Genomic DNA, 20,820 nt, shown 5'->3' with positions numbered 1-20,820 from the left:
AGCTTGCTCCCTCGCCGCCATTCGCTTCACTGGAACGCGCTGCGGTTTTGCTGGTTACGCAGCGAAACCTGATCGTTCAGCGTCCAGAAGTCATACAGCACCCCGACGAAGAACAGCCCGCCGGTCAGCAGGTACAGCAATCCGCTGATCCACTTGCCCTGGTACATGCGGTGCACGCCGAACACCCCGAGGAACGTCAGCAGGATCCACGCCACGTTGTATTCGATGGGGCCGGCGGTGAAACGCAGGTCGGCCTCGCGGTCCATCGCCGGGATCAGGAACACGTCGATCAGCCAGCCGATGCCGAGCAGGCCGAAGGTGAAGAACCAGATCGTCCCGGTCACGGGCTTGCCGTAATAGAAGCGGTGGGCGCCGGTGAAGCCGAAAATCCACAGCAGATAGCCGATCACTTTGCTGTGGGTGTCCTGGTTCGCACCAGGCGGTTGATAGCGGTTCATGAAGACCTCGATTCACGCAATAGATAAATATTCTTTAATTCTTTGTGACTTTTTTACAGGTAGCCGACGTACGGCAAATGCTACCGTGTTCCCCGTCAAAGCCTTATAGCACCTGACTTCTGTCCGACAATGGCGTCCATTTGCCGCTTGTTTGGTTCCGTTGCCCCCTGTTCGAATCGACCAACGGCCTCGGAAGGGACAAAAAAGCTGTTATAAAGTTGCGCGCTAACACACAAGAGCCCTGCCTAATGCGTCCATTTTTCAAGACATGGCTGACCATTTGCCTACTGATGCCACTGGCCGCCCACGCCACCAACCGTGAGCAACGACTTCCCAACGTCAACGGCTACACCCCCAAATCCCATGCGTCTGCTCCGTCGAACAAGGGCAAGCAGAGCAAGCACACCACGCTCAGCAGCAACGGCCACAGCAAGGTCGTGCCGCCGATGGCGAACAAGGAAAGCAGCAACGTCCTGAGCCGCGCGGTGAACGTCCTCGGCACGCCGTACCGCTGGGGCGGCAGCAGCCCGAGCAAGGGCTTCGACTGCAGCGGCCTGGTGAAGTACGCGTTCAACGACGCCACCTTCGACCTGCCCCGCACCTCCAACGCAATGGCCAGCGGCCATGGCGAGAAGGTCGAGCGCAAGGACCTGAAGCCGGGCGACCTGATCTTCTTCAACATCAAGAGCCGCCGGGTCAACCACGTCGCCATCTACCTGGGCAACGACCGCTTCATCCACGCCCCGCGCCGCGGCAAGGCCGTGAGCATCGACACGCTGAACAAGCCGTACTGGGAACAGCACTACGTGGTCGCCAAACGCGTACTGCCCAAAGAACCCAAGCAAATGCGCGTCGTCCAGCGCTGAGCCCTGTGGTGAGGGAGCCTGCTCCCTCACCACACACCGCCCCTCAGAAATTGTCCGGCGTGCGCGCCTTCTCCCGCGCATGCTCGCGACTGATCAACCCCTTGGTCACCAACTCCTTCAGGCACATGTCCAGGGTCTGCATCCCCAGCGACCCGCCGGTCTGGATCGCCGAATACATCTGCGCCACCTTGTCCTCGCGGATCAGGTTACGGATCGCCGAGGTGCCGAGCATGATCTCGTGGGCCGCCACCCGCCCGCCACCGATCTTCTTGATCAGCGTCTGCGACACCACCGCCAGCAACGACTCGGACAGCATCGAGCGCACCATCGATTTCTCGTCGCCGGGGAACACGTCCACCACCCGGTCGATGGTCTTCGCCGCCGAAGTGGTGTGCAGGGTGCCGAACACCAGGTGGCCGGTCTCGGCGGCGGTCAGCGCCAGGCGGATGGTTTCCAGGTCGCGCATCTCGCCCACCAGGATCACGTCCGGGTCTTCACGCAGCGCCGAACGCAGGGCCGTGGCGAAACTGCGGGTATCGCGATGGACTTCGCGCTGATTGATCAGGCATTTGCGCGATTCGTGGACGAACTCGATGGGATCTTCGATGGTCAGGATGTGATGGTGGCGGTGGGTGTTGAGGTAGTCGATCATCGCCGCCAGCGTGGTGGACTTGCCTGAACCGGTGGGCCCCGTCACCAGCACCAGGCCGCGCGGGGCGTCGGTGATCTTGCGGAACACGTCGCCCATGGCCAGGTCCTCCATGGTCAGCACCTTGGACGGGATGGTGCGGAACACCGCGCCGGCACCCCGGTTCTGGTTGAAGGCATTGACCCGGAACCGCGCGACGCCCGGCACTTCGAAGGAGAAGTCAGTTTCCAGATGTTTCTCGAAGTCCACCCGCTGGGTGTCGTTCATGATGTCGTAGATCAGCTCGTGCACCTGCTTGTGGTCCAGCGCCGGCAGATTGATCCGCCGCACGTCGCCGTCCACGCGGATCATCGGCGGCAGGCCGGCCGACAGGTGCAGGTCGGAAGCGCCCTGTTTGGCGCTGAAGGCCAGCAGTTCGGTGATATCCATAGCGTCCCCCAATTCCAGTAGAATGCCGCGAACCCTCAGACCGCCGGCGCCTCTTGATGTCCACGATAGCAGACAACATTTTCCACGTCGGATCGCGCATCCAGGCCGCGATCCAGGCCGCCGGGCGCGCCGAAGACAGCGTCCGGCTGCTGGCCGTGAGCAAGACCAAACCCGCCCAGGCCCTGCGCGACGCCTATGCCGCCGGCTTGCGGGACTTCGGCGAGAACTACCTGCAAGAAGCCCTGGGCAAGCAGCAGGAACTGGCCGACCTGCCCTTGATCTGGCACTTCATCGGCCCCATTCAGTCGAACAAGACCCGCTCGATCGCCGAGCATTTCGCCTGGGTGCACTCCGTGGACCGCCTGAAAATCGCCCAACGCCTGTCCGAGCAGCGCCCGGCCGACCTGCCGCCGCTGAACATCTGCATCCAGGTCAACGTCAGCGGCGAAGCCAGCAAGTCCGGCTGCGCCCCGGCCGACCTGCCCGCCCTGGCGCAGGCCATCAGCCAGTTGCCGCGCCTGAAGCTGCGCGGGCTGATGGCGATTCCCGAGCCGACCGAGGACCGGGACGCCCAGGACGCCGCCTTCGCCGCCGTGCAGCGCTTGCAGGCCAGCCTCGACCTGCCCCTCGACACCCTTTCCATGGGCATGAGCCACGACCTCGAGTCGGCCATCGCCCAGGGCGCCACCTGGGTCCGTATCGGCACCGCCCTGTTCGGCGCCCGCGACTACGGCCACATTTCTCAATAAGGACCTGACATGAGCGATACACGCATTGCCTTTATCGGTGCCGGCAACATGGCGGCCAGCCTGATCGGCGGCCTGCGGGCCAAGGGTCTGGAAGCGGCGCGGATCCGCGCCAGCGATCCGGGCGCAGAGACCCGCGCCCGGGTCGGCGCCGAACACGGCATCGAGACCTTCGCCGACAACGCCCAGGCCATCGACGGCGCCGACGTGGTGGTGCTGGCGGTCAAGCCCCAGGCCATGAAAGCCGTGTGCGAAGCGATCCGCCCGAGCCTCAAGCCGAACCAGCTGGTGGTGTCCATCGCCGCCGGCATCACCTGCGCCAGCATGACCGCCTGGCTCGGCGAGCAGCCGATCGTGCGCTGCATGCCCAACACCCCGGCGCTGCTGCGCCAGGGCGTGAGCGGCCTGTACGCCACCGCTGCCGTCAGCGCCGCGCAGCGCCGGCAGGCCGAGGAACTGCTGTCCGCCGTGGGCATCGCCCTGTGGCTGGAGCAGGAGCAGCAGCTGGACGCCGTCACCGCCGTGTCCGGCTCAGGCCCGGCCTATTTCTTCCTGCTGATCGAAGCCATGACCGCCGCCGGCGTCAAGCTCGGCCTGCCGAAGGAAACCGCCGAGCGCCTGACCCTGCAGACCGCCCTGGGCGCCGCGCACATGGCCGTGTCCAGCGACGTCGACGCCGCCGAACTGCGCCGCCGCGTGACCTCGCCGGCCGGCACCACCGAAGCCGCCATCAAATCGTTCCAGGCCGACGGCTTCGAAGCCCTGGTGGAAAAGGCCCTCGGCGCCGCCGCGCACCGTTCGGCCGAAATGGCCGAGCAACTGGGCCGCTGATCAGCACTTCATAAGGAATCAACAATGCTTGGACTCAACGACGCTGCCATTTTCGTGATCCAGACCCTGGGCAGCCTGTACCTGCTGGTCGTCCTGATGCGCTTCATCCTGCAACTGGTGCGGGCGAACTTCTACAACCCGCTTTGCCAGTTCGTGGTCAAGGCCACCCAACCGCTGCTCAAGCCGCTGCGCCGGTTCATTCCGAGCCTGTTCGGCCTGGACATGTCGTCGCTGGTGCTGGCCCTCGTGGTGCAGATGCTGCTGTTCGCCGTGATCCTGCTGCTCAGCGGCTACAAGGTCGATGTGCTGTTCCTGGCGCCGTGGGCGCTGATCGGCATCTTCGCGCTGTTCCTGAAGATCCTGTTCTGGGCCATGATCATCAGCGTGGTGCTGTCCTGGGTCGCGCCGGGCAGCCACAACCCCGGCGCCGAACTGGTGCAGCAGATCACCGAGCCGGTGCTCGCGCCGTTCCGCCGCCTGGTGCCGAACCTGGGCGGCCTGGACATCTCGCCGATCTTCGCCTTCATCGTCCTGCAACTGCTGCAGAGCTGGCTGATCCCGCGCCTGGCCTACTACGCCCTGATGCCGCGGGAACTGTTCGGCCTGATCTGATGGCCTGGTTCCGCTGGGACGGCGACGACCTGATCCTGGAGTGCCACTTGCAACCTGCGGCCCGCAGCGATGATTTCGCCGGGCTGCACGGCGACCGCCTGAAGATCCGCCTGACCGCGCCGCCGGTCGAAGGCAAGGCCAATGCGTACCTGATGGGGTTCCTGGCCAAGGCGTTCGGGGTCTCCAAGAGCCAGGTCAGCCTGGTCTCCGGCGAGCTGAACCGGCAGAAGCGGGTTCGGGTGCGCTCGCCCAAGACGTTGCCCGACTTGCCGGGGCTGGTGCGTCCGGCAGGCTGAGCGTGCCATCTTCATCCCAGGCAGGCTCGCTGCTACAGGGGCTCCCGTTCCCTTGTGCGAGCGAGCCTGCCCGCGATCGATGCACCACCGTTTCGACCGGGTGAAATCAGGCCCGACGGTTGCTTGCCGCTGACCCCACCGGTCTTTAGACTTACGCCTCATTTCAACGAGAGCAGGGTCGATGCCAGCTGCCTTTCCCCCCGATTCTGTTGGTCTGGTGACGCCGCAAACGGCGCACTTCAGCGAACCGCTGGCCCTGGCCTGCGGCCGTTCGCTGGCCGCCTACGACCTGATCTACGAAACCTACGGCACGCTGAACGCCCAAGCGAGCAACGCCGTGCTGATCTGCCACGCCCTGTCCGGCCACCATCACGCCGCCGGCTACCACAGCCCCGACGACCGCAAACCCGGTTGGTGGGACAGTTGCATCGGGCCCGGCAAGCCGGTCGACACCGACAAGTTCTTCGTGGTCAGCCTGAACAACCTCGGCGGCTGCAACGGCTCCACCGGCCCGAGCAGCGTCAACCCGGACACCGGCAAGCCGTTCGGCGCCGAATTCCCGGTGCTCACCGTCGAAGACTGGGTGCACAGCCAGGCGCGCCTGGCCGACCGCCTCGGCATCGCGCAGTGGGCGGCGGTGATCGGCGGCAGCCTCGGCGGCATGCAGGCGCTGCAATGGACCATCACCTACCCGGACCGCGTGCGCCACTGCCTGGCCATCGCCTCGGCGCCCAAGCTGTCGGCGCAGAACATCGCCTTCAACGAAGTGGCGCGCCAGGCGATCCTCACCGACCCGGAGTTCCACGGCGGCTCGTTCCAGGAACACAGCGTGATCCCCAAGCGCGGCCTGATGCTGGCGCGGATGGTCGGGCACATCACGTACCTGTCCGACGACTCCATGGGCGAGAAATTCGGCCGGGGCCTCAAGAGCGAAAAGCTCAACTACGACTTCCACAGCGTCGAGTTCCAGGTCGAAAGCTACCTGCGCTATCAGGGCGAAGAATTCTCCGGACGCTTCGACGCCAACACCTACCTGTTGATGACCAAGGCGCTGGACTACTTCGATCCGGCGGCGAACTTCGACGATAACCTGGCGAAAACCTTCGAAGGCGCGAAGGCCAAGTTCTGCGTGATGTCGTTCACCACCGACTGGCGTTTCTCCCCGGCCCGCTCGCGGGAACTGGTGGACGCGCTGATGGCGGCGCGCAAGGACGTCAGCTACCTGGAAATCGACGCGCCCCAGGGCCACGACGCCTTCCTGATTCCGATCCCGCGCTATCTGCAGGCGTTCGGCAACTACATGAACCGCATCACGCTTTGAGGAAGACATGAGAGCCGATCTGGAAATCATCCAGGAATGGATCCCCGCCGGCAGCCGCGTGCTCGACCTCGGCTGCGGCGACGGCGAACTGCTGACCTGGCTGCGCGACCACAAGCAGGTCACCGGCTACGGCCTGGAAAACGACCCGGACAACATCGCCGAGTGCGTGGCCAAGGGCATCAACGTCATCGAGCAGGACCTGGACAAGGGCCTGGGCAACTTCGCCAGCAACAGCTTCGACATCGTGGTGATGACCCAGGCCCTGCAGGCCGTGCACTACCCGGACAAGATCCTCGACGAAATGCTGCGGGTCGGCCGCCAGTGCATCATCACCTTCCCCAACTTCGGCCACTGGCGCTGCCGCTGGTACCTGGCGAGCAAGGGGCGGATGCCGGTGTCGGAGTTCCTGCCGTACACCTGGTACAACACGCCGAACATCCACTTCTGCACCTTCGAGGACTTTGAGGAACTTTGCCGCGAACGTGAGGCGAAGGTCATTGATCGGCTTGCCGTGGATCAACAGCACCGCCACGGGTGGGCCAGTAAGCTATGGCCTAATCTGTTAGGTGAGATCGGCATCTACCGCGTCAGCAGCCCGGGGCTGCAGGATCACAAAATCGCGGTCTGAACCACGACATTGCGAGGAGAACAAACATGGGACGCCTGATTACCACGCTGTTGGCCGCCTGCCTGAGCCTTTCTGCCGTGGCAGCCGATGCCATCAAGAGCGAGCGCCAGGAAACCTTCGGCGACGTGACGGTGCACTACAACACCTTCAACTCGACCTACCTGCAACCGGACATCGCCAAGGCTGCCGAACTGATCCGCAGCAAGAACCAGGGCGTGATCAATGTCTCGGTGATCAAGGACGGCAAGCCGTTGATCGCCAATGTCACCGGCACGGTCAAAGACCTGACCAGCCAGAGCGTGACGCTCAATTTCCGTCAGGTCACCGAACAGGGCGCGATCTATTACATCGCCCAGTACCCGGTGGAACAGCAGGAAACCCGCACCTTCGAAATCAAGGTGCAGAACGGCGACAAGATCAACACCATCAATTTCAACCAAGAGCTTTTCCCCGGCGAATGATGAACCTCAAGCAACTCGTGCTGGCCAGCCATAACGCCGGCAAACTCAAGGAACTCCAGGCCATGCTCGGCGAGTCGGTGCAATTGCGCTCGATCGGCGAGTTCAGCAGCGTGGAGCCGGAAGAAACCGGTCTGTCGTTCGTCGAGAACGCGATCCTCAAGGCCCGCAACGCCGCGCGCATCTCCGGCCTGCCGGCGCTGGCCGACGATTCGGGCCTGGCGGTGGATTTCCTCGGCGGTGCGCCGGGCATCTACTCGGCGCGCTATGCCGACGGCCAGGGCGACGCGGCGAACAACGCCAAGCTGCTCGACGCCTTGAAGGATGTGCCTGAGGCCGAACGCGGCGCCCAGTTCGTCTGCGTGCTGGCGCTGGTGCGCCACGCCGACGATCCGCTGCCGATCCTCTGCGAAGGTCTGTGGCACGGGCGCATCCTGACCGCCGCCAGCGGCGAGCACGGCTTCGGTTACGACCCACTGTTCTGGGTGCCGGAGCGCAACCTCTCCAGCGCCGAACTGACCCCGGCGGACAAGAACCGGATCAGCCACCGCGCCCGCGCAATGGATCTGCTGCGCCAGCGTCTGGGCCTGAAATGACCGACAGCCGTCCTGCGTCGCCGCTGATCTTCGGCGGCGGCGCCGTTTCGTCCCGGGCGCCGCTGCCGACGCTGCCGCCCCTGGCGCTGTACGTCCACATCCCGTGGTGCGTGCGCAAATGCCCCTACTGCGACTTCAACTCCCACACCGCCACCCAAGTGCTGCCGGAGCAGGAGTACGTCGATGCGATGCTGGCCGACCTCGATCAGGACTTGCACGCGGTGCATGGCCGCGAGCTGAGTTCGATCTTCTTCGGCGGCGGCACGCCGAGCCTGTTCAGCGCCGAGGCCTTGGGCCGTCTGCTGGAAGGCGTCAAGCAACGCATCCGCTTCGCCGACGACATCGAGATCACCCTGGAAGCCAACCCCGGCACCTTCGAGCAAGAGAAGTTCGTGGCTTACCGGGCCTTGGGGATCAATCGCCTGTCCATCGGCATCCAGAGCTTCCAGCAGCAGAAGCTTGAGGCCCTGGGGCGCATCCACAACGGCGACGAAGCGGTGCGCGCCGCCGGCATGGCCCGCCAGGCCGGGTTCGACAACTTCAACCTCGACCTGATGCACGGTTTGCCGGACCAGTCCCTGGACGACGCCCTGAGCGACCTGCGCCAGGCCATCGCCCTCAAGCCGACGCACATTTCCTGGTATCAGCTGACGCTGGAGCCGAACACGGTGTTCTGGAACCAGCCGCCGGTGCTGCCGGAAGACGACACCCTGTGGGACATCCAGGAAGCCGGGCAAGCGCTGCTGGCCGAGCACGGCTACGCGCAGTACGAGGTGTCGGCCTACGCCCAGCCCGGCCGGGCGGCGCGGCACAACCTCAACTACTGGAGCTTCGGCGACTTCATCGGCATCGGCGCCGGCGCCCACGGCAAGCTCAGCCATCCCGACGGGCGCATCGTGCGCACCTGGAAAACCCGCCTGCCGAAGGACTACCTCAACCCGGCCAAAAGCTTTCAGGCCGGCGAGAAGGCCCTGGCCGACGACGAAATGCCGTTCGAATTCCTGATGAACGCCCTGCGCCTGACCGCCGGGGTCGAATCGCGCCTGTACCCGGAACGCACCGGCCTGCCCCTGGAAACGCTGGCCGAGGGCCGGCGCGAAGCCGAACGAAGCGGCCTGCTGCAGGTCGAACCGTCACGTCTGGCGGCCACCGAGCGCGGACAACTCTTTCTCAACGACTTGCTGCAGACATTTCTGAGCTGATTTCAGCCCTAAGGAAACCCGCATGGATCTGATACTCGACCTGCTCGCCACCGTCTCCCGGTGGAGCCGCAGCAACCTTTCGGAAATCGCCCTGGCGCTGGTGGGTTGCCTGCTGGTGCTGTTCGGCGCCGACTTCAAGGGCTGGGTCGAGCAACGCCTGGGCAGCATCGCCGGCGCCTTGCGCGTCCCGCTGATGGCCCTGCTGTGCATGATCGGCAGCGGCGCGGCGCTGATCTACGCCACGCCGTGGATAGTGAAGGGGCTGAGCCAGTTCAACAACTACAGCCTGGCGCCGGTGCTGCTGGTGGTGCTCGTTTTGATCGGCGTGGTCGCGGATCGCCGCTGATTTTGAGTACGCCATAAATACTTGTGGGAGCTGGCTTGCCCGCGATGGGGGCGCAACAGTCGACGATAATGTTGAATGTTATGCCGTCATCGCTGGCAAGCCAGCTCCCACAGGTTTATCTACAGCCTGAATCAGGACTGCTTTTCGAACTTCAGATCCCACACGCCATGCCCAAGTCGTTCGCCACGGCGTTCGAACTTGGTGATCGGCCGCTCGGCCGGGCGCGGTACGCACTTGCCGTCTTCGGCGAGGTTGCGGTAGCCCGGGGCGACGTTCATCACTTCCAGCATGTACTCGGCATACGGCTCCCAGTCGGTGGCCATGTGCAGGATGCCGCCGACCTTCAGCTTGCTGCGCACCAGCTCCGCAAAGGAGGCCTGGACGATGCGGCGCTTGTGATGGCGGCTCTTGTGCCAAGGGTCCGGAAAGAACAGCATCAGGCGATCGAGGCTGTTGTCGGCCACGCAGCGGTTGAGCACTTCGATCGCATCGCAGTCGTAGACGCGGACGTTGCTCAGGCCTTGGGTCAGCACGCCGTTGAGCAGCGCGCCGACACCCGGACGGTGAACCTCCACGCCGATGAAATCCTGCTCCGGCGCCGCCGCGGCCATTTCCAGCAGCGAGTGGCCCATGCCGAAACCGATCTCCAGCGAGCGCGGCGCCGAGCGGCCGAACACCTGATCGTAATCCACCGGCGCGTCGGCCAGCGGCAGCACGAACTTCGGCGCGCCCTGCTCCAGGCCGCGCTGCTGGCCTTCGGTCATGCGCCCGGCGCGCATCACGAAACTCTTGATGCGGCGGTGTTGGCGCTCGTCGCCTTCTTCCGTCTGGATTGGCGTGTCGTTCGATTCAGTCATCAATGGCTCTTACTTGATCAGACCATCCAGCGGCGAAGAGGCGCTGGCATAGAGTTTTTTCGGCATGCGGCCGGCGAGGTAGGCCAGGCGGCCCGCGACGATCGCGTGTTTCATGGCTTCGGCCATCATGACCGGCTGCCGGGCGTGGGCGATGGCCGAGTTCATCAGCACGGCGTCGCAGCCCAGCTCCATGGCGATGGCGGCGTCGGAAGCAGTGCCGACACCGGCATCCACCAGCACCGGGATGTTCGCCTCTTCCAGGATGATCTGCAGGTTGTACGGGTTGCAGATCCCCAGGCCCGAGCCGATCAGGCCGGCCAGCGGCATGACCGCGATGCAGCCGGTTTCCGCCAGCTGGCGGGCGACGATCGGGTCGTCGCTGGTGTAGACCATCACGTCGAAGCCTTCCTTGACCAGCGTTTCGGCGGCCTTGAGGGTTTCGATCACGTTGGGGAACAGGGTCTTCTGGTCCGCCAGCACTTCCAGCTTCACCAGGTTGTGCCCGTCGAGCAGCTCACGGGCCAGGCGGCAGGTGCGCACGGCTTCGACCGCGTCATAGCAGCCGGCGGTGTTCGGCAGGAAGGTGTAGCGGTCCGGCGACAGCACGTCGAGCAGGTTCGGTTCGCCCTCGATCTGGCCGAGGTTGGTGCGGCGCACGGCGAAGGTGACGATCTCGGCGCCCGAGGCCTCGATGGCCAGACGGGTCTCTTCCATGTCACGGTACTTGCCGGTGCCGACCAGCAAACGCGACTGGTAGGTACGACCGGCCAGAACGAAAGGCTTGTCGCTGCGAACGATGCTCATGGGAAATCCTCTTCAAAGGTGAGGGTCTTGCAGGATGGCCGGGCCACGGGGCCGGCGGGACTAGCCGCCGCCGATGGCGTGCACCACTTCGACGCTGTCGCCGTCGTTGAGCGTGGTCTCGGCATGCTGGCTGCGCGGGACGATATCCAGATTGAGCTCGACCGCCACCCGGCGTCCGGTCAGTTCCAGACGGGTCAGCAGGGCCGCAACGGTCTCACCGTCGGGCAGTTCATAGGATTCGCCGTTCAACTGAATGCGCATGCGCGATGCCGCCATCATTTTTAGGGGCTGGCATTCTAGCCCGATCATGACCTAAAGGTCAGCACCAAGCGTCAAGCGGTCAGCGGCAGACGCCAGGCCGCCAGCCCCAGGCACACCCAGCCGGCCAGGAAAGCCAGGCCGCCGAACGGGGTAATAATGCCGAGCTTGCCGATGCCGACGGTGGTCAGCAGGTACAGGCTGCCGGAGAACAGCAGGATGCCGACGCTGAAGGAAACCCCGGCCCAGGCGACCAGACGCCCCGGCACCTGGGTGGCCAGCAGCGCCACGCCGAACAGCGCCAAGGCGTGAACCAGCTGATAGGTGACGCCGGTGTGGAAGATCGCCAGGTACTCGGGCGTCAGGCGGCTTTTCAGGCCGTGGGCGGCGAATGCGCCCAGGCCGACACCGGTGAAGCCGAAAAAAGCGGCCAGCATCAGAAAGCTACGCAGCATGAAGAACTCCAGTCAGACTCGGTCGGCAGGGTCTGTATAATGGCCCGCTCATCCGGTTCGGCCAAGCCATCTCTATGCTGCGTTCATTTTTCCGTCGCCTGTCGAAGGCGCTGCTCTGGTTCGCGGGCGGCAGTGTCTTGCTGGTCGTGCTGTTCCGCTTCGTGCCGCCGCCGGGCACGGCGCTGATGGTCGAACGCAAGGTCGAGTCCTGGGTCGACGGCGAGCCCATCGACCTGCAACGCACCTGGAAGCCGTGGGACGAGATCTCCGACGACCTCAAGGTCGCGGTGATCGCCGGGGAAGACCAGAAATTCCCCGAGCACTGGGGCTTCGACATCAGCGCGATCCGTGCGGCGCTGGCCCACAACGAACTGGGCGGCTCGATCCGCGGCGCCAGCACGCTGAGCCAGCAGGTCTCGAAGAACCTGTTCCTGTGGTCGGGCCGCAGCTATCTGCGCAAAGGGCTGGAGGCCTGGTTCACTGCGCTGATCGAAGTGCTCTGGCCCAAGCAGCGGATCCTTGAGGTGTACCTGAACAGCGCGGAATGGGGCGACGGCGTGTTCGGCGCCGAGGCGGCGGCACGGCACCATTTCGGCACCGGCGCCCGCTCGCTGTCGCGCCAGCAGTCCAGCCTGCTCGCTGCCGTGCTGCCCAACCCGCGGGCCTGGAGCGCCAGCCGCCCGAGCCCGTACGTCCTGCGCCGGGCGAGCTGGATCCGCCAGCAGATGAACCAGCTGGGCGGGGACAGCTATCTGCTGGGCCTGAACGATTCGCGCCGGGCGCCTTGGACCCAATAAGGCCGTCATCGCCAGCCGAGGCACCCTCCAACCCGAACAGGGCCACAAACGAAAACGCCCCGATCATCGCTGATCGGGGCGTTTTCTTGTGCCGGGCTGCCGGTCATGCGGCAATCGACGACTTGAGCTTGTTCATCGCGCTCTTCTCGAGCTGACGGATACGCTCGGCCGACACGTTGTACTTCTGCGCCAGGTCGTGCAGCGTGGCCTTCTCTTCCGCCAGCCAGCGCTGGTAGAGGATGTCACGGCTGCGTTCGTCCAGCACTTCCAACGCTTCGTGCAGGTTGTGGTTGGAGTTGTCGCTCCAGTCGGCGTCTTCCAGCTGACGGGCCGGGTCGTACCGGTGGTCTTCCAGATAGTTGGCCGGCGACTGGAAAGCGCTGTCGTCGTCCGCTTCCGCGGCCGGATCGAAGGCCATGTCGTGGCCGGTCAGACGGCTTTCCATCTCACGCACTTCCCGCGGCTCGACGCCGAGGCTTTCCGCCACGCGGTGGACTTCCTCGTTGTTCAGCCAGGCCAGACGCTTCTTCTGGCTGCGCAGGTTGAAGAACAGCTTGCGCTGGGCCTTGGTGGTCGCGACCTTCACGATCCGCCAGTTGCGCAGGATGAACTCGTGGATCTCGGCCTTGATCCAGTGCACCGCGAAGGACACCAGACGAACGCCCATTTCCGGGTTGAAACGCTTCACGGCCTTCATCAGGCCGACGTTGCCTTCCTGGATCAGGTCGGCCTGGGCCAGACCGTAGCCGGAATAGCTGCGGGCAATGTGTACGACAAACCGCAGGTGGGCGAGCACCATCTGCCGAGCCGCCTCAAGATCCTGCTCATAGTAGAGACTCTCGGCCAGTTCACGCTCCCGCTCCGGCGACAGCAACGGAATGCTGTTGACGGTGTGCACATAGGCTTCCAGGTTCGCACCCGGAACCAACGCGTACGCAGGCTGCAAAGAATTGGTCATGCGAAAAAACCTCCCACTTACATACTCGTGCCATTGGCACTGCGAAAATTGACCGGGAACCGCTGAACAAGTTCCCCTTGAAACCGTGAGGTCAATCACGCGCAAAAAGATTCTACTTCGGCGCCAGCTCCCTGAGATGACGTGCGACTGCAATCCATGCACCGATATAACCCAACAGCACCGCGCCAAGCAAGAGCGACAGACCGTCGGCCACCGGCACGCCGGCCAGCGCGAAATCGCTGCCGTACAGGCCGGCCAGCCCGACCACCGCGTCGTTCAGCCAGTCCAGGCCGAACGCCAGGACACCCCAGGACAGAATCCCCGCACCGAAGCCGTACAACGCCCCCATATAAAGGAAGGGACGCCGCACATAGCTGTCGGTGCCGCCGACGAGTTTAATCACTTCTATCTCTGTGCGGCGGTTTTCAATATGAAGACGAATGGTATTGCCTATCACCAAAAGTAATGCGGAAACCAGCAGCACCGTCAGCCCGAACACGAAACGGTCGCCCAGCTTGAGGATGGCGGCCAGACGCTCGACCCAGACTAGATCAAGTTGCGCCTGCTGTACCTTGGGCAGCTCGGAAAGTGTTTGTCTCAATGCTTCCAGGTTCGCCTTGTCGACTTCCTTCGGCGTCACCAGCACCACGCCAGGCAGCGGGTTTTCCGGCAGCTCGCGCAGGGCTTCGCCCAGGCCGGACTGCTGCTGGAACTCTTCCAGCGCCTGGTCGCGGCCGACGTACTCGGCCTCGGCAACGCCCGGCATGCGCTTGATCCGGTCACGCAGCGACTCGCCCTGCTCCGGGCTGGCGTCGAGCTGCAGGTACAGCGAGATCTGCGCCGCCCGTTGCCACGAGCCGCCCAGGCGTTCGATGTTGTTCAGCAGAAGTGACAGGCCCATCGGCAGGCTCAGCGCCACCGCCATCACCATGCAGGTGAAGAAGCTGCCGATCGGCTGCTTGCCCAGGCGGCGCAGGCTGTCGACCCAGCTGGCCCGGTGGCTTTCGAGCCAGGCGCGGAACAGCGTGGCGAAGTCCGGGCCGTCATCGTCGTGGCTGGCCTTTTTCTTCGGCGGTTGCGGATCGGCGGCCTTGGGGGCCACACGTTCGGAAACCTTCGGACTGCGAGTCGCGCTCATACGCCGGCCTCCCCGTCGCCGATCAATCGGCCGCGCTGCAAGGTGAGCATGCGGTGGCGCATGCGGGCGATCAGGGCCAGGTCGTGGCTGGCGATCAGCACACTGGTGCCCAAGCGGTTGATGTCCTCGAACACGCCCATGATCTCGGCCGCCAGACGCGGGTCGAGGTTACCGGTGGGTTCGTCCGCCAGCAGCAGGGCCGGCCGGTGGACGATGGCGCGGGCGATGCCCACGCGCTGCTGCTGACCGGTGGAGAGGTCGCCCGGGTACAGGTCGGCCTTGTCCGACAGCGCCACGCGCTCCAGCGCCGAGTCGACGCGCTTGGCGGTCTCGGCCTTGGACAGCCCGAGGATCTGCAGCGGCAGCGCGACGTTGTTGAACACCGTGCGGTCGAACAGCAACTGGTGGTTCTGGAACACCACGCCGATCTGCCGGCGCAGGAACGGGATCTGCGCGTTGCTGATGGTGCTCAGGTCTTGCCCGGCCAGCAGCAGCTTGCCGCTGGTCGGACGCTCCATCGCCAGCAGCAGGCGCAGCAAAGTGGACTTGCCGGCACCGGAGTGGCCGGTGACAAACAGGAATTCGCCACGGCGGACACGGAAGCTCAGCTCATGCAGGCCGACGTGACCGTTCGGGTAGCGCTTGCCGACCTGTTCGAATCGAATCATGAACGCTCCCGCTCGGCAAACAAGGCCTGGACAAAGGGTTCGGCTTCAAAGGTGCGCAGGTCGTCGATGCCCTCACCGACGCCGATGTAGCGGATCGGCAGGCCGAACTGCTTGGCCAGGGCGAAGATCACCCCGCCCTTGGCGGTGCCGTCGAGCTTGGTCAGGGCCAGGCCGGTCAACGCGACGGTCTGGTTGAACTGCTTGGCCTGGTTGATGGCGTTCTGGCCGGTGCCGGCGTCGAGCACCAGCAGCACTTCGTGCGGCGCGTCGGCGTCGAGCTTGCCGATCACCCGGCGAACCTTCTTCAGCTCTTCCATCAGATTGTCTTTGGTGTGCAGGCGACCGGCCGTGTCGGCGATCAGCACGTCGATGCCCCGGGCCTTGGCGGCCTGCACGGCGTCGAAGATCACCGAGGCCGAATCGGCGCCGGTGTGCTGGGCGATCACCGGGATCCGGTTGCGCTCACCCCAGACCTGCAACTGCTCCACCGCCGCGGCGCGGAAGGTGTCGCCGGCGGCCAGCATGACTTTCTTGCCTTCGAGCTGCAGCTTCTTGGCCAGCTTGCCGATGGTGGTGGTCTTGCCGGCGCCGTTGACGCCGACCACGAGGATCACGTACGGCCTGGCCTGCGAGGCGATCTTCAGCGGCTGCTCGACCGGTTTGAGCATCGCGGCCAGTTCGGCCTGCAGGGACTTGTACAGCGCATCGGCGTCGGCCAGCTCCTTGCGGGCGACCTTCTGGGTCAGGCGCTGGATGATCACCGAGGTGGCCTCGACGCCGACGTCGGCGGTCAGCAGGCGGGTCTCGATCTCGTCGAGCAGGTCGTCATCGATGGCTTTCTTGCCGAGGAACAGGCTGGCCATGCCCTCGCCGATGCTGGCGCTGGTCTTGGACAGGCCTTGCTTGAGGCGGGCGAAGAAACCGGCCTTGGCCTCTTCGGTGCGCGGCGGTTCGGCCGGAACCTCGACGGCGGCGGCCGGCGCAGCGACAACCGCTGCAGGTGCAGGTGCAGGTGCAGGTGCAGGTGCAGGTGCAGGTGCAGGTGCAGGTGCAGGTGCAGGTGCAGGTGCAGGTGCAGGTGCAGGTGCAGGTGCAGGTGCAGGTGCAGGTGCAGGTGCAGGTGCAGGCTCGGGCGTTTCGACGACCGGCGCAACCGGCGCGGCTACGTGAGAGGCTACGTGAGGGGCTGCGGGAGGAACGACACGAGCGGTCGGCTCGGCAACGACCGCAACCTCAGGAACGACCGGCGCCGCTGCCGGCTCCGGGGCGAAGGCAACAGGCGCCGCCGGGATCGGCGGCGTCACATGGGCCACCGCTTCCTCGACCAGCGCCACCGGTTCTTCCGCCACGGGCAGGGTCAACCAGGGTTCTTTGGCCGGGGTCAACGGCAGCTCAGGGGCAACCGCAGGCTCAGGCGCAGCGTGGGCAGCCGGCTGCGACAGGGGCTCGGCGACCGGCGGAACAACCGGCGTCTCTTGCGCAACGGGTGCAGGCGTCGGGGCCGGCTCAGGCGCGGCCGCCGGCTGTTCGGCGGCCGGCTTCTTGCGCAGCCATCCGAACAGGCTTTTCTTCTCGCCAGCGGCAGCTGGGTTCTTCTTGTCGTCGTTGGAACCAAACATGGAGGACGGCTATCTCACGGTAGCGACGCGCCATCAGGCGCCCCGGCAATTGAATATTCGATGCAGAACAGACTGTGTTTGATCCAGCTTGTTCACGCGCAACCTGTTGTCGAGGCGCCCGCGGCACCTCAAGGGAATCGTCTTAACGAAGGACTAAACCGGCAAAATCGGCGAAAAGGCAGAGTTTAGCTGACAAACCAAAGCCTTTTGCCGCGAACCCATACAGCCCGAACAAGTCTGCGGACCCGATAGGCGTGGCCGCCGGTAAAACGGATCAGTATCCTAGCACCTCCTCGCCCGCCTAGGCTAAGGCCAAGCGGGCAGCACAACAGGTTTGAAAATCAATGAACGCTCTCGCCCGCCGCGCCGCCGGCCTGCTGCTCGGCACCCTCTGCCTGCCCTTGTCGGCCCTGGCGGCCGACCCGCAACCGACCCATGAATTCACCCTCGACAACGGCCTGAAGGTCGTCGTGCGCGAAGACCACCGCGCGCCCGTGGTGGTGTCGCAGGTCTGGTACAAGGTCGGCTCCAGCTACGAGACCCCGGGCCAGACCGGCCTGTCCCACGCCCTCGAACACATGATGTTCAAGGGCAGCGAGAAAATCGGCCCCGGCGAAGCCTCGCTGATCCTGCGCGACCTGGGCGCCGAGGAGAACGCCTTCACCAGCGACGACTTCACCGCGTACTACCAGGTGCTGGCCCGCGACCGCCTGGGCGTGGCCTTCGAACTGGAAGCCGACCGCATGGCCAGCCTGCGCCTGCCGCCTGCGGAGTTCGCCAAGGAGATCGAGGTCATCAAGGAGGAGCGCCGCCTGCGCACCGACGACAAGCCGATGTCCAAGGCCTTCGAACGCTTCAAGGCCATGGCCTACCCGGCCAGCGGCTACCACACGCCGACCATCGGCTGGATGGCCGACCTCGACCGGATGACGGTCCAGGAGCTGCGCCACTGGTACGAGTCCTGGTACGTGCCGAACAACGCCACCCTGGTGGTGGTCGGCGACGTCACCCCAGACGAGGTGAAGGCTCTCGCCCAGCGCTACTTCGGGCCGATCCCCAAGCGTGATGTGCCGCCGGCGAAGAAGCCGCTGGAGCTGGCCGAGCCCGGCGAGCGCCAGATCACCCTGCATGTGCAGACGCAACTGCCCAGCCTGATGCTCGCCTTCAACGTGCCGAGCCTGTCCACCGCCGACGACAAGCGCTCGGTCAATGCCCTGCGCCTGATCTCGGCGTTGCTCGACGGCGGCTACAGCGGGCGCATCCCGACCCAGCTGGAGCGCGGCGAAGAGCTGGTGTCCGGCGGCGCGTCGGGCTACGACGCCTACACCCGCGGCGACAGCCTGTTCACCCTGTCCGCCACGCCCAACACCCAGAAGAAAAAGACCATGGCCCAGGCCGAGGCCGGCCTGTGGAAACTGCTGGAGCAGTTGAAGACCACCGCACCGTCCACCGAAGAGCTGGAGCGGGTGCGCGCCCAAGTGATCGCCGGCCTGGTGTTCGAACGCGACTCGATCACCAGCCAGGCCAGCGCCATCGGCCAGCTGGAGACCGTCGGCCTGTCGTGGAAACTGATGGACACCGAACTCGCCGACCTGGAAAGCGTCACCCCGCAAGACATCCAGAACGCCGCCAAACTGTATTTCACCCGCGAACGTCTCAGCGTCGCCCATGTCCTGCCCCTGGAGACGACTCATGAGTGAGCGCAAAACCCCACGCCTGATGCTCGGCCTGCTCGCCGTGGCGCTGATCGGCGCCAGCGCGCTGTACTTCGCCCCCGGCGACAAGACCGGCGCCAGCGAAGCGCTGGACAACGCCAAGTCCAGCCAGAAACTCCAGTCGCTGGCCGAACTGGACGGCAAGGCCCCGGCCAGCCGCAAGCTCGACGTGCAGACCTGGCACACCGCCGAAGGCGCCCGGGTGCTGTTCGTCGAGGCCCGCGAGCTGCCGATGTTCGACATGCGCCTGATCTTTTCCGCCGGCAGCAGCCAGGACGGCAACGCGCCGGGCCTGGCCGTGCTGACCAACGCCATGCTCAACGAAGGCGTGGCCGGCAAGGACGTCAGCGCCATCGCCCAGGGCTTTGAGGGCCTGGGCGCGGACTTCGGCAACGGCGCCTACAAGGACATGGCCATCGCCTCGCTGCGCAGCCTGAGCGCGGCGGACAAGCGCGAGCCGGCGCTCAAGCTGTTCTGCGAGGTGGTGGGCAAGCCGACCTTCCCCGCCGACTCCTTCGCCCGCATCAAGAACCAGATGCTCGCCGGTTTCGAATACCAGAAGCAGAGCCCCGGCAAGCTCGCCAGCCTGGAGCTGATGAAGCGCCTCTACGGCGACCATCCGTATGCCCACGCCAGCGACGGCGATGCCCGGAGCGTGCCGAAGGTCACCCTGGCGCAGCTGCGCGAGTTCCACGCCAAGGCCTACGCCGCCGGCAACGCGGTGATCGCCCTGGTGGGCGACCTGTCGCGCAGCGAGGCCGAGGCCATCGCCAACCAGGTGTCCGCCGCCCTGCCCAAGGGCCCGGCGCTGGCGAAGATCGCCCCGCCGCAGGAGCCCAAGGCCAGCGTCGGCCACATCGAGTTCCCGTCCAAGCAGACCAACCTGATGCTCGCGCAGCTGGGCATCGACCGTGACGACCCGGACTACGCGGCACTGTCGATGGGCAACCAGATCCTGGGCGGCGGCGGTTTCGGCACCCGGCTGATGAGTGAAGTGCGCGAAAAGCGCGGCCTGACCTACGGCGTGTACTCGGCGTTCAGCCCGATGCAGGCCCGGGGCCCGTTCATGATTAACCTGCAGACCCGCGCGGAAATGAGCGAGGGCACCCTGAAACTGGTGCAGGATGTGCTGGCCGACTACCTCAAGAGCGGCCCGACCCGGAAAGAACTCGACGACGCCAAGCGCGAACTGGCCGGCAGCTTCCCGCTGTCCACCGCCAGCAACGCCGACATCGTCGGCCAGCTCGGCGCCATGGGCTTCTACAACTTGCCCCTGAGCTACCTGGACGACTTCATGCGCCAGTCCCAGAGCCTGACCGTCGAGCAGGTCCGGGACGCCATGAACAGACACCTGAGCACGGACAAGCTGGTCATCGTCAGCGCTGGCCCGACCGTGCCGCAAAAGCCGTTACCGGCCCCATCTGACAAACCCGCCGAGCAGCCGCTCGGGGTTCCGGAGCATTAATGGCCCAGCAGAAGAAATCCCCCCAGCGCCAACACAACGGCGTGAACCAGCTGCGCATCATCGGCGGCGAATGGCGCAGCCGCAAACTGAGCTTCCCCGACGTCGAGGGCCTGCGCCCGACGCCGGACCGGGTGCGCGAGACCCTGTTCAACTGGCTCATGCCGTACGTGCCGGGGGCCAAGGTGCTCGACCCGTTCGCCGGCAGCGGCGCGCTGTTCCTTGAGGCCCTGTCCCGTGGCGCGGCCATGGGCCAGGCGCTGGACGCCAGCCATGTGGCCGTGTCCAGCCTCAAGGAGCACCTGGGCACCCTGCGCTGCACCACCGGCCAGGTGCAGACCGCCGACGCCCTGCGCTACCTGGAGACCCAGCCGGCCCGCGCGTTCGACCTGGTGTTCCTCGACCCGCCGTTCAACCAGAACCTGCTGCCGGCGGTGTGCGTCCTGCTGGAGGAACGGCAGTGGCTGGCCGCCGATGCGTGGATCTACACTGAAAGCGAAAGCGCACCGTCGACCCTCGGCCTGCCGGGCAACTGGCGCCTGCACCGCGAACAGAAATCCGGGCAGGTGCATTACGCGCTGTGGCAACGCATGGCCGCGACCGCCGGCTGACGAAGTGCTGAACACCTTGTGGCGAGGGAGCCTGCTCCCT

25 protein-coding genes are annotated in these 20,820 nt (G+C 65.3%); 15 read left to right on the top strand and 10 right to left on the bottom strand.

From position 1 onward, the window contains the following. Positions 1 to 26: 26 nt before the first annotated feature. Positions 27 to 458 carry an NINE protein gene (locus KVG96_RS26340; protein ID WP_217894626.1) on the bottom strand — a complete coding sequence of 144 codons (432 nt, stop codon included), beginning with the start codon at positions 456 to 458 and terminating at the stop codon, positions 27 to 29. Positions 459 to 706: 248 nt separating this feature from the next. On the opposite strand from KVG96_RS26340, the gene KVG96_RS26335 reads away from it, so the two are divergent. Beyond that, on the top strand, positions 707 to 1,324 hold the full coding sequence (locus KVG96_RS26335; protein ID WP_085580844.1) for a C40 family peptidase: 618 nt from the start codon (positions 707 to 709) through the stop codon (positions 1,322 to 1,324). 43 nt (positions 1,325 to 1,367) lie between these two features. Here KVG96_RS26335 and KVG96_RS26330 read toward each other — a convergent pair whose 3' ends face one another. Next, on the bottom strand, positions 1,368 to 2,402 hold the full coding sequence (locus KVG96_RS26330) for a type IV pilus twitching motility protein PilT (protein WP_085580846.1): 1,035 nt from the start codon (positions 2,400 to 2,402) through the stop codon (positions 1,368 to 1,370). Between the two features lie 56 nt (positions 2,403 to 2,458). On the opposite strand from KVG96_RS26330, the gene KVG96_RS26325 reads away from it, so the two are divergent. The 10 genes from KVG96_RS26325 (at position 2,459) to KVG96_RS26280 (ending at position 9,438) form a co-directional block, all read left to right on the top strand. Next, entirely contained in the window at positions 2,459 to 3,151 is a 693-nt protein-coding gene (locus tag KVG96_RS26325; RefSeq protein ID WP_217894625.1) for a YggS family pyridoxal phosphate-dependent enzyme, read from the top strand. Positions 3,152 to 3,160: 9 nt separating this feature from the next. Then, positions 3,161 to 3,979, top strand: coding sequence for a pyrroline-5-carboxylate reductase (gene proC, locus KVG96_RS26320; RefSeq protein WP_217894624.1), 819 nt, complete (start codon positions 3,161 to 3,163; stop codon positions 3,977 to 3,979). 24 nt (positions 3,980 to 4,003) lie between these two features. Next, a complete protein-coding gene (locus KVG96_RS26315; protein ID WP_217894623.1) occupies positions 4,004 to 4,591 on the top strand; it encodes a YggT family protein in 588 nt (195 codons plus the stop codon). After that, positions 4,591 to 4,887, top strand: a complete 297-nt coding sequence (locus KVG96_RS26310; protein ID WP_217894622.1) for a DUF167 domain-containing protein — start codon at positions 4,591 to 4,593, stop codon at positions 4,885 to 4,887. Before KVG96_RS26315 ends, KVG96_RS26310 begins: the two co-directional genes overlap by 1 nt. 181 nt (positions 4,888 to 5,068) lie before the next feature. Further along, a complete protein-coding gene (gene metX / locus KVG96_RS26305) occupies positions 5,069 to 6,208 on the top strand; it encodes a homoserine O-succinyltransferase MetX (RefSeq protein ID WP_217894621.1) in 1,140 nt (379 codons plus the stop codon). Between the two features lie 7 nt (positions 6,209 to 6,215). Next, positions 6,216 to 6,836 carry a methionine biosynthesis protein MetW gene (gene metW, locus KVG96_RS26300; protein ID WP_217894620.1) on the top strand — a complete coding sequence of 207 codons (621 nt, stop codon included), beginning with the start codon at positions 6,216 to 6,218 and terminating at the stop codon, positions 6,834 to 6,836. A gap of 26 nt (positions 6,837 to 6,862) precedes the next feature. After that, positions 6,863 to 7,297 (top strand): DUF4426 domain-containing protein, encoded by a 435-nt coding sequence (locus KVG96_RS26295; protein WP_217894619.1) that lies wholly within the window; start codon positions 6,863 to 6,865, stop codon positions 7,295 to 7,297. Further along, positions 7,294 to 7,890 (top strand): RdgB/HAM1 family non-canonical purine NTP pyrophosphatase, encoded by a 597-nt coding sequence (gene rdgB, locus KVG96_RS26290; protein WP_217894618.1) that lies wholly within the window; start codon positions 7,294 to 7,296, stop codon positions 7,888 to 7,890. The genes KVG96_RS26295 and rdgB overlap by 4 nt, the downstream gene beginning before the upstream one ends. After that, positions 7,887 to 9,092: a radical SAM family heme chaperone HemW gene (gene hemW, locus KVG96_RS26285; protein ID WP_225927571.1), complete on the top strand. Its 1,206-nt coding sequence runs from the start codon at positions 7,887 to 7,889 to the stop codon at positions 9,090 to 9,092. Before rdgB ends, hemW begins: the two co-directional genes overlap by 4 nt. Positions 9,093 to 9,114: 22 nt before the next feature. Continuing rightward, positions 9,115 to 9,438: a DUF3392 domain-containing protein gene (locus KVG96_RS26280; protein ID WP_217894617.1), complete on the top strand. Its 324-nt coding sequence runs from the start codon at positions 9,115 to 9,117 to the stop codon at positions 9,436 to 9,438. Positions 9,439 to 9,569: 131 nt separating this feature from the next. Here KVG96_RS26280 and trmB read toward each other — a convergent pair whose 3' ends face one another. The 4 genes from trmB to KVG96_RS26260 form a co-directional block, all read right to left on the bottom strand. After that, positions 9,570 to 10,295 (bottom strand): tRNA (guanosine(46)-N7)-methyltransferase TrmB, encoded by a 726-nt coding sequence (gene trmB / locus KVG96_RS26275; protein WP_085580866.1) that lies wholly within the window; start codon positions 10,293 to 10,295, stop codon positions 9,570 to 9,572. A gap of 9 nt (positions 10,296 to 10,304) precedes the next feature. After that, positions 10,305 to 11,099 carry a thiazole synthase gene (locus KVG96_RS26270; protein ID WP_217894616.1) on the bottom strand — a complete coding sequence of 265 codons (795 nt, stop codon included), beginning with the start codon at positions 11,097 to 11,099 and terminating at the stop codon, positions 10,305 to 10,307. A gap of 60 nt (positions 11,100 to 11,159) precedes the next feature. Next, the gene (thiS, locus tag KVG96_RS26265) at positions 11,160 to 11,360 is read right to left on the bottom strand and encodes a sulfur carrier protein ThiS (RefSeq protein WP_217894615.1); all 201 of its coding nucleotides are present in this window, start codon (positions 11,358 to 11,360) and stop codon (positions 11,160 to 11,162) included. 71 nt (positions 11,361 to 11,431) lie between these two features. Further along, complete coding sequence (locus KVG96_RS26260; protein WP_217894614.1) at positions 11,432 to 11,812, bottom strand: DUF423 domain-containing protein; 381 nt, start codon at positions 11,810 to 11,812, stop codon at positions 11,432 to 11,434. Between the two features lie 74 nt (positions 11,813 to 11,886). On the opposite strand from KVG96_RS26260, the gene mtgA reads away from it, so the two are divergent. Next, positions 11,887 to 12,609 carry a monofunctional biosynthetic peptidoglycan transglycosylase gene (gene mtgA, locus KVG96_RS26255; protein ID WP_085580872.1) on the top strand — a complete coding sequence of 241 codons (723 nt, stop codon included), beginning with the start codon at positions 11,887 to 11,889 and terminating at the stop codon, positions 12,607 to 12,609. A gap of 103 nt (positions 12,610 to 12,712) precedes the next feature. Here mtgA and rpoH read toward each other — a convergent pair whose 3' ends face one another. The 4 genes from rpoH to ftsY form a co-directional block, all read right to left on the bottom strand. Beyond that, positions 12,713 to 13,567, bottom strand: a complete 855-nt coding sequence (gene rpoH, locus KVG96_RS26250) for an RNA polymerase sigma factor RpoH (RefSeq protein ID WP_085580874.1) — start codon at positions 13,565 to 13,567, stop codon at positions 12,713 to 12,715. Positions 13,568 to 13,679: 112 nt separating this feature from the next. Further along, a complete protein-coding gene (ftsX, locus tag KVG96_RS26245) occupies positions 13,680 to 14,705 on the bottom strand; it encodes a permease-like cell division protein FtsX (protein WP_217894613.1) in 1,026 nt (341 codons plus the stop codon). After that, positions 14,702 to 15,373 carry a cell division ATP-binding protein FtsE gene (gene ftsE, locus KVG96_RS26240; protein ID WP_085580878.1) on the bottom strand — a complete coding sequence of 224 codons (672 nt, stop codon included), beginning with the start codon at positions 15,371 to 15,373 and terminating at the stop codon, positions 14,702 to 14,704. Before ftsE ends, ftsX begins: the two co-directional genes overlap by 4 nt. Next, positions 15,370 to 16,992 carry a signal recognition particle-docking protein FtsY gene (gene ftsY, locus KVG96_RS26235; protein WP_217894612.1) on the bottom strand — a complete coding sequence of 541 codons (1,623 nt, stop codon included), beginning with the start codon at positions 16,990 to 16,992 and terminating at the stop codon, positions 15,370 to 15,372. Before ftsY ends, ftsE begins: the two co-directional genes overlap by 4 nt. Before the next feature lie 344 nt (positions 16,993 to 17,336). On the opposite strand from ftsY, the gene KVG96_RS26230 reads away from it, so the two are divergent. The 3 genes from KVG96_RS26230 to rsmD are packed head-to-tail and all read left to right on the top strand — an operon-like array spanning position 17,337 to position 20,780. Further along, positions 17,337 to 18,692 carry a M16 family metallopeptidase gene (locus KVG96_RS26230; RefSeq protein WP_217894611.1) on the top strand — a complete coding sequence of 452 codons (1,356 nt, stop codon included), beginning with the start codon at positions 17,337 to 17,339 and terminating at the stop codon, positions 18,690 to 18,692. Then, complete coding sequence (locus KVG96_RS26225) at positions 18,685 to 20,172, top strand: M16 family metallopeptidase (RefSeq protein WP_217894610.1); 1,488 nt, start codon at positions 18,685 to 18,687, stop codon at positions 20,170 to 20,172. The genes KVG96_RS26230 and KVG96_RS26225 overlap by 8 nt, the downstream gene beginning before the upstream one ends. Further along, positions 20,172 to 20,780, top strand: a complete 609-nt coding sequence (gene rsmD, locus KVG96_RS26220; RefSeq protein ID WP_217894609.1) for a 16S rRNA (guanine(966)-N(2))-methyltransferase RsmD — start codon at positions 20,172 to 20,174, stop codon at positions 20,778 to 20,780. Before KVG96_RS26225 ends, rsmD begins: the two co-directional genes overlap by 1 nt. Positions 20,781 to 20,820: the final 40 nt, after the last annotated feature.

The sequence above is a fragment of the Pseudomonas ekonensis genome (assembly GCF_019145435.1).
GTDB lineage: Bacteria > Pseudomonadota > Gammaproteobacteria > Pseudomonadales > Pseudomonadaceae > Aquipseudomonas > Aquipseudomonas ekonensis.
Note: the sequence above shows the minus strand (reverse complement) of the source record. Positions and strands in the feature narration are given on the sequence as shown.

Coding starts and splice junctions, on each gene's coding strand:
- KVG96_RS26340 (WP_217894626.1), bottom strand. CDS start 458: ATGAACCGCTATCAACCGCCTGGTGCGAACCAGGACACCCACAGCAAA.
- rpoH (WP_085580874.1), bottom strand. CDS start 13,567: ATGACCAATTCTTTGCAGCCTGCGTACGCGTTGGTTCCGGGTGCGAAC.
- KVG96_RS26335 (WP_085580844.1), top strand. CDS start 707: ATGCGTCCATTTTTCAAGACATGGCTGACCATTTGCCTACTGATGCCA.
- thiS (WP_217894615.1), bottom strand. CDS start 11,360: ATGCGCATTCAGTTGAACGGCGAATCCTATGAACTGCCCGACGGTGAG.
- KVG96_RS26310 (WP_217894622.1), top strand. CDS start 4,591: ATGGCCTGGTTCCGCTGGGACGGCGACGACCTGATCCTGGAGTGCCAC.
- ftsE (WP_085580878.1), bottom strand. CDS start 15,373: ATGATTCGATTCGAACAGGTCGGCAAGCGCTACCCGAACGGTCACGTC.
- KVG96_RS26295 (WP_217894619.1), top strand. CDS start 6,863: ATGGGACGCCTGATTACCACGCTGTTGGCCGCCTGCCTGAGCCTTTCT.
- mtgA (WP_085580872.1), top strand. CDS start 11,887: ATGCTGCGTTCATTTTTCCGTCGCCTGTCGAAGGCGCTGCTCTGGTTC.
- ftsX (WP_217894613.1), bottom strand. CDS start 14,705: ATGAGCGCGACTCGCAGTCCGAAGGTTTCCGAACGTGTGGCCCCCAAG.
- KVG96_RS26270 (WP_217894616.1), bottom strand. CDS start 11,099: ATGAGCATCGTTCGCAGCGACAAGCCTTTCGTTCTGGCCGGTCGTACC.
- rdgB (WP_217894618.1), top strand. CDS start 7,294: ATGATGAACCTCAAGCAACTCGTGCTGGCCAGCCATAACGCCGGCAAA.
- KVG96_RS26315 (WP_217894623.1), top strand. CDS start 4,004: ATGCTTGGACTCAACGACGCTGCCATTTTCGTGATCCAGACCCTGGGC.
- KVG96_RS26260 (WP_217894614.1), bottom strand. CDS start 11,812: ATGCTGCGTAGCTTTCTGATGCTGGCCGCTTTTTTCGGCTTCACCGGT.
- rsmD (WP_217894609.1), top strand. CDS start 20,172: ATGGCCCAGCAGAAGAAATCCCCCCAGCGCCAACACAACGGCGTGAAC.
- metW (WP_217894620.1), top strand. CDS start 6,216: ATGAGAGCCGATCTGGAAATCATCCAGGAATGGATCCCCGCCGGCAGC.
- proC (WP_217894624.1), top strand. CDS start 3,161: ATGAGCGATACACGCATTGCCTTTATCGGTGCCGGCAACATGGCGGCC.
- trmB (WP_085580866.1), bottom strand. CDS start 10,295: ATGACTGAATCGAACGACACGCCAATCCAGACGGAAGAAGGCGACGAG.
- KVG96_RS26225 (WP_217894610.1), top strand. CDS start 18,685: ATGAGTGAGCGCAAAACCCCACGCCTGATGCTCGGCCTGCTCGCCGTG.
- metX (WP_217894621.1), top strand. CDS start 5,069: ATGCCAGCTGCCTTTCCCCCCGATTCTGTTGGTCTGGTGACGCCGCAA.
- KVG96_RS26230 (WP_217894611.1), top strand. CDS start 17,337: ATGAACGCTCTCGCCCGCCGCGCCGCCGGCCTGCTGCTCGGCACCCTC.
- ftsY (WP_217894612.1), bottom strand. CDS start 16,992: ATGTTTGGTTCCAACGACGACAAGAAGAACCCAGCTGCCGCTGGCGAG.
- KVG96_RS26280 (WP_217894617.1), top strand. CDS start 9,115: ATGGATCTGATACTCGACCTGCTCGCCACCGTCTCCCGGTGGAGCCGC.
- KVG96_RS26325 (WP_217894625.1), top strand. CDS start 2,459: ATGTCCACGATAGCAGACAACATTTTCCACGTCGGATCGCGCATCCAG.
- hemW (WP_225927571.1), top strand. CDS start 7,887: ATGACCGACAGCCGTCCTGCGTCGCCGCTGATCTTCGGCGGCGGCGCC.
- KVG96_RS26330 (WP_085580846.1), bottom strand. CDS start 2,402: ATGGATATCACCGAACTGCTGGCCTTCAGCGCCAAACAGGGCGCTTCC.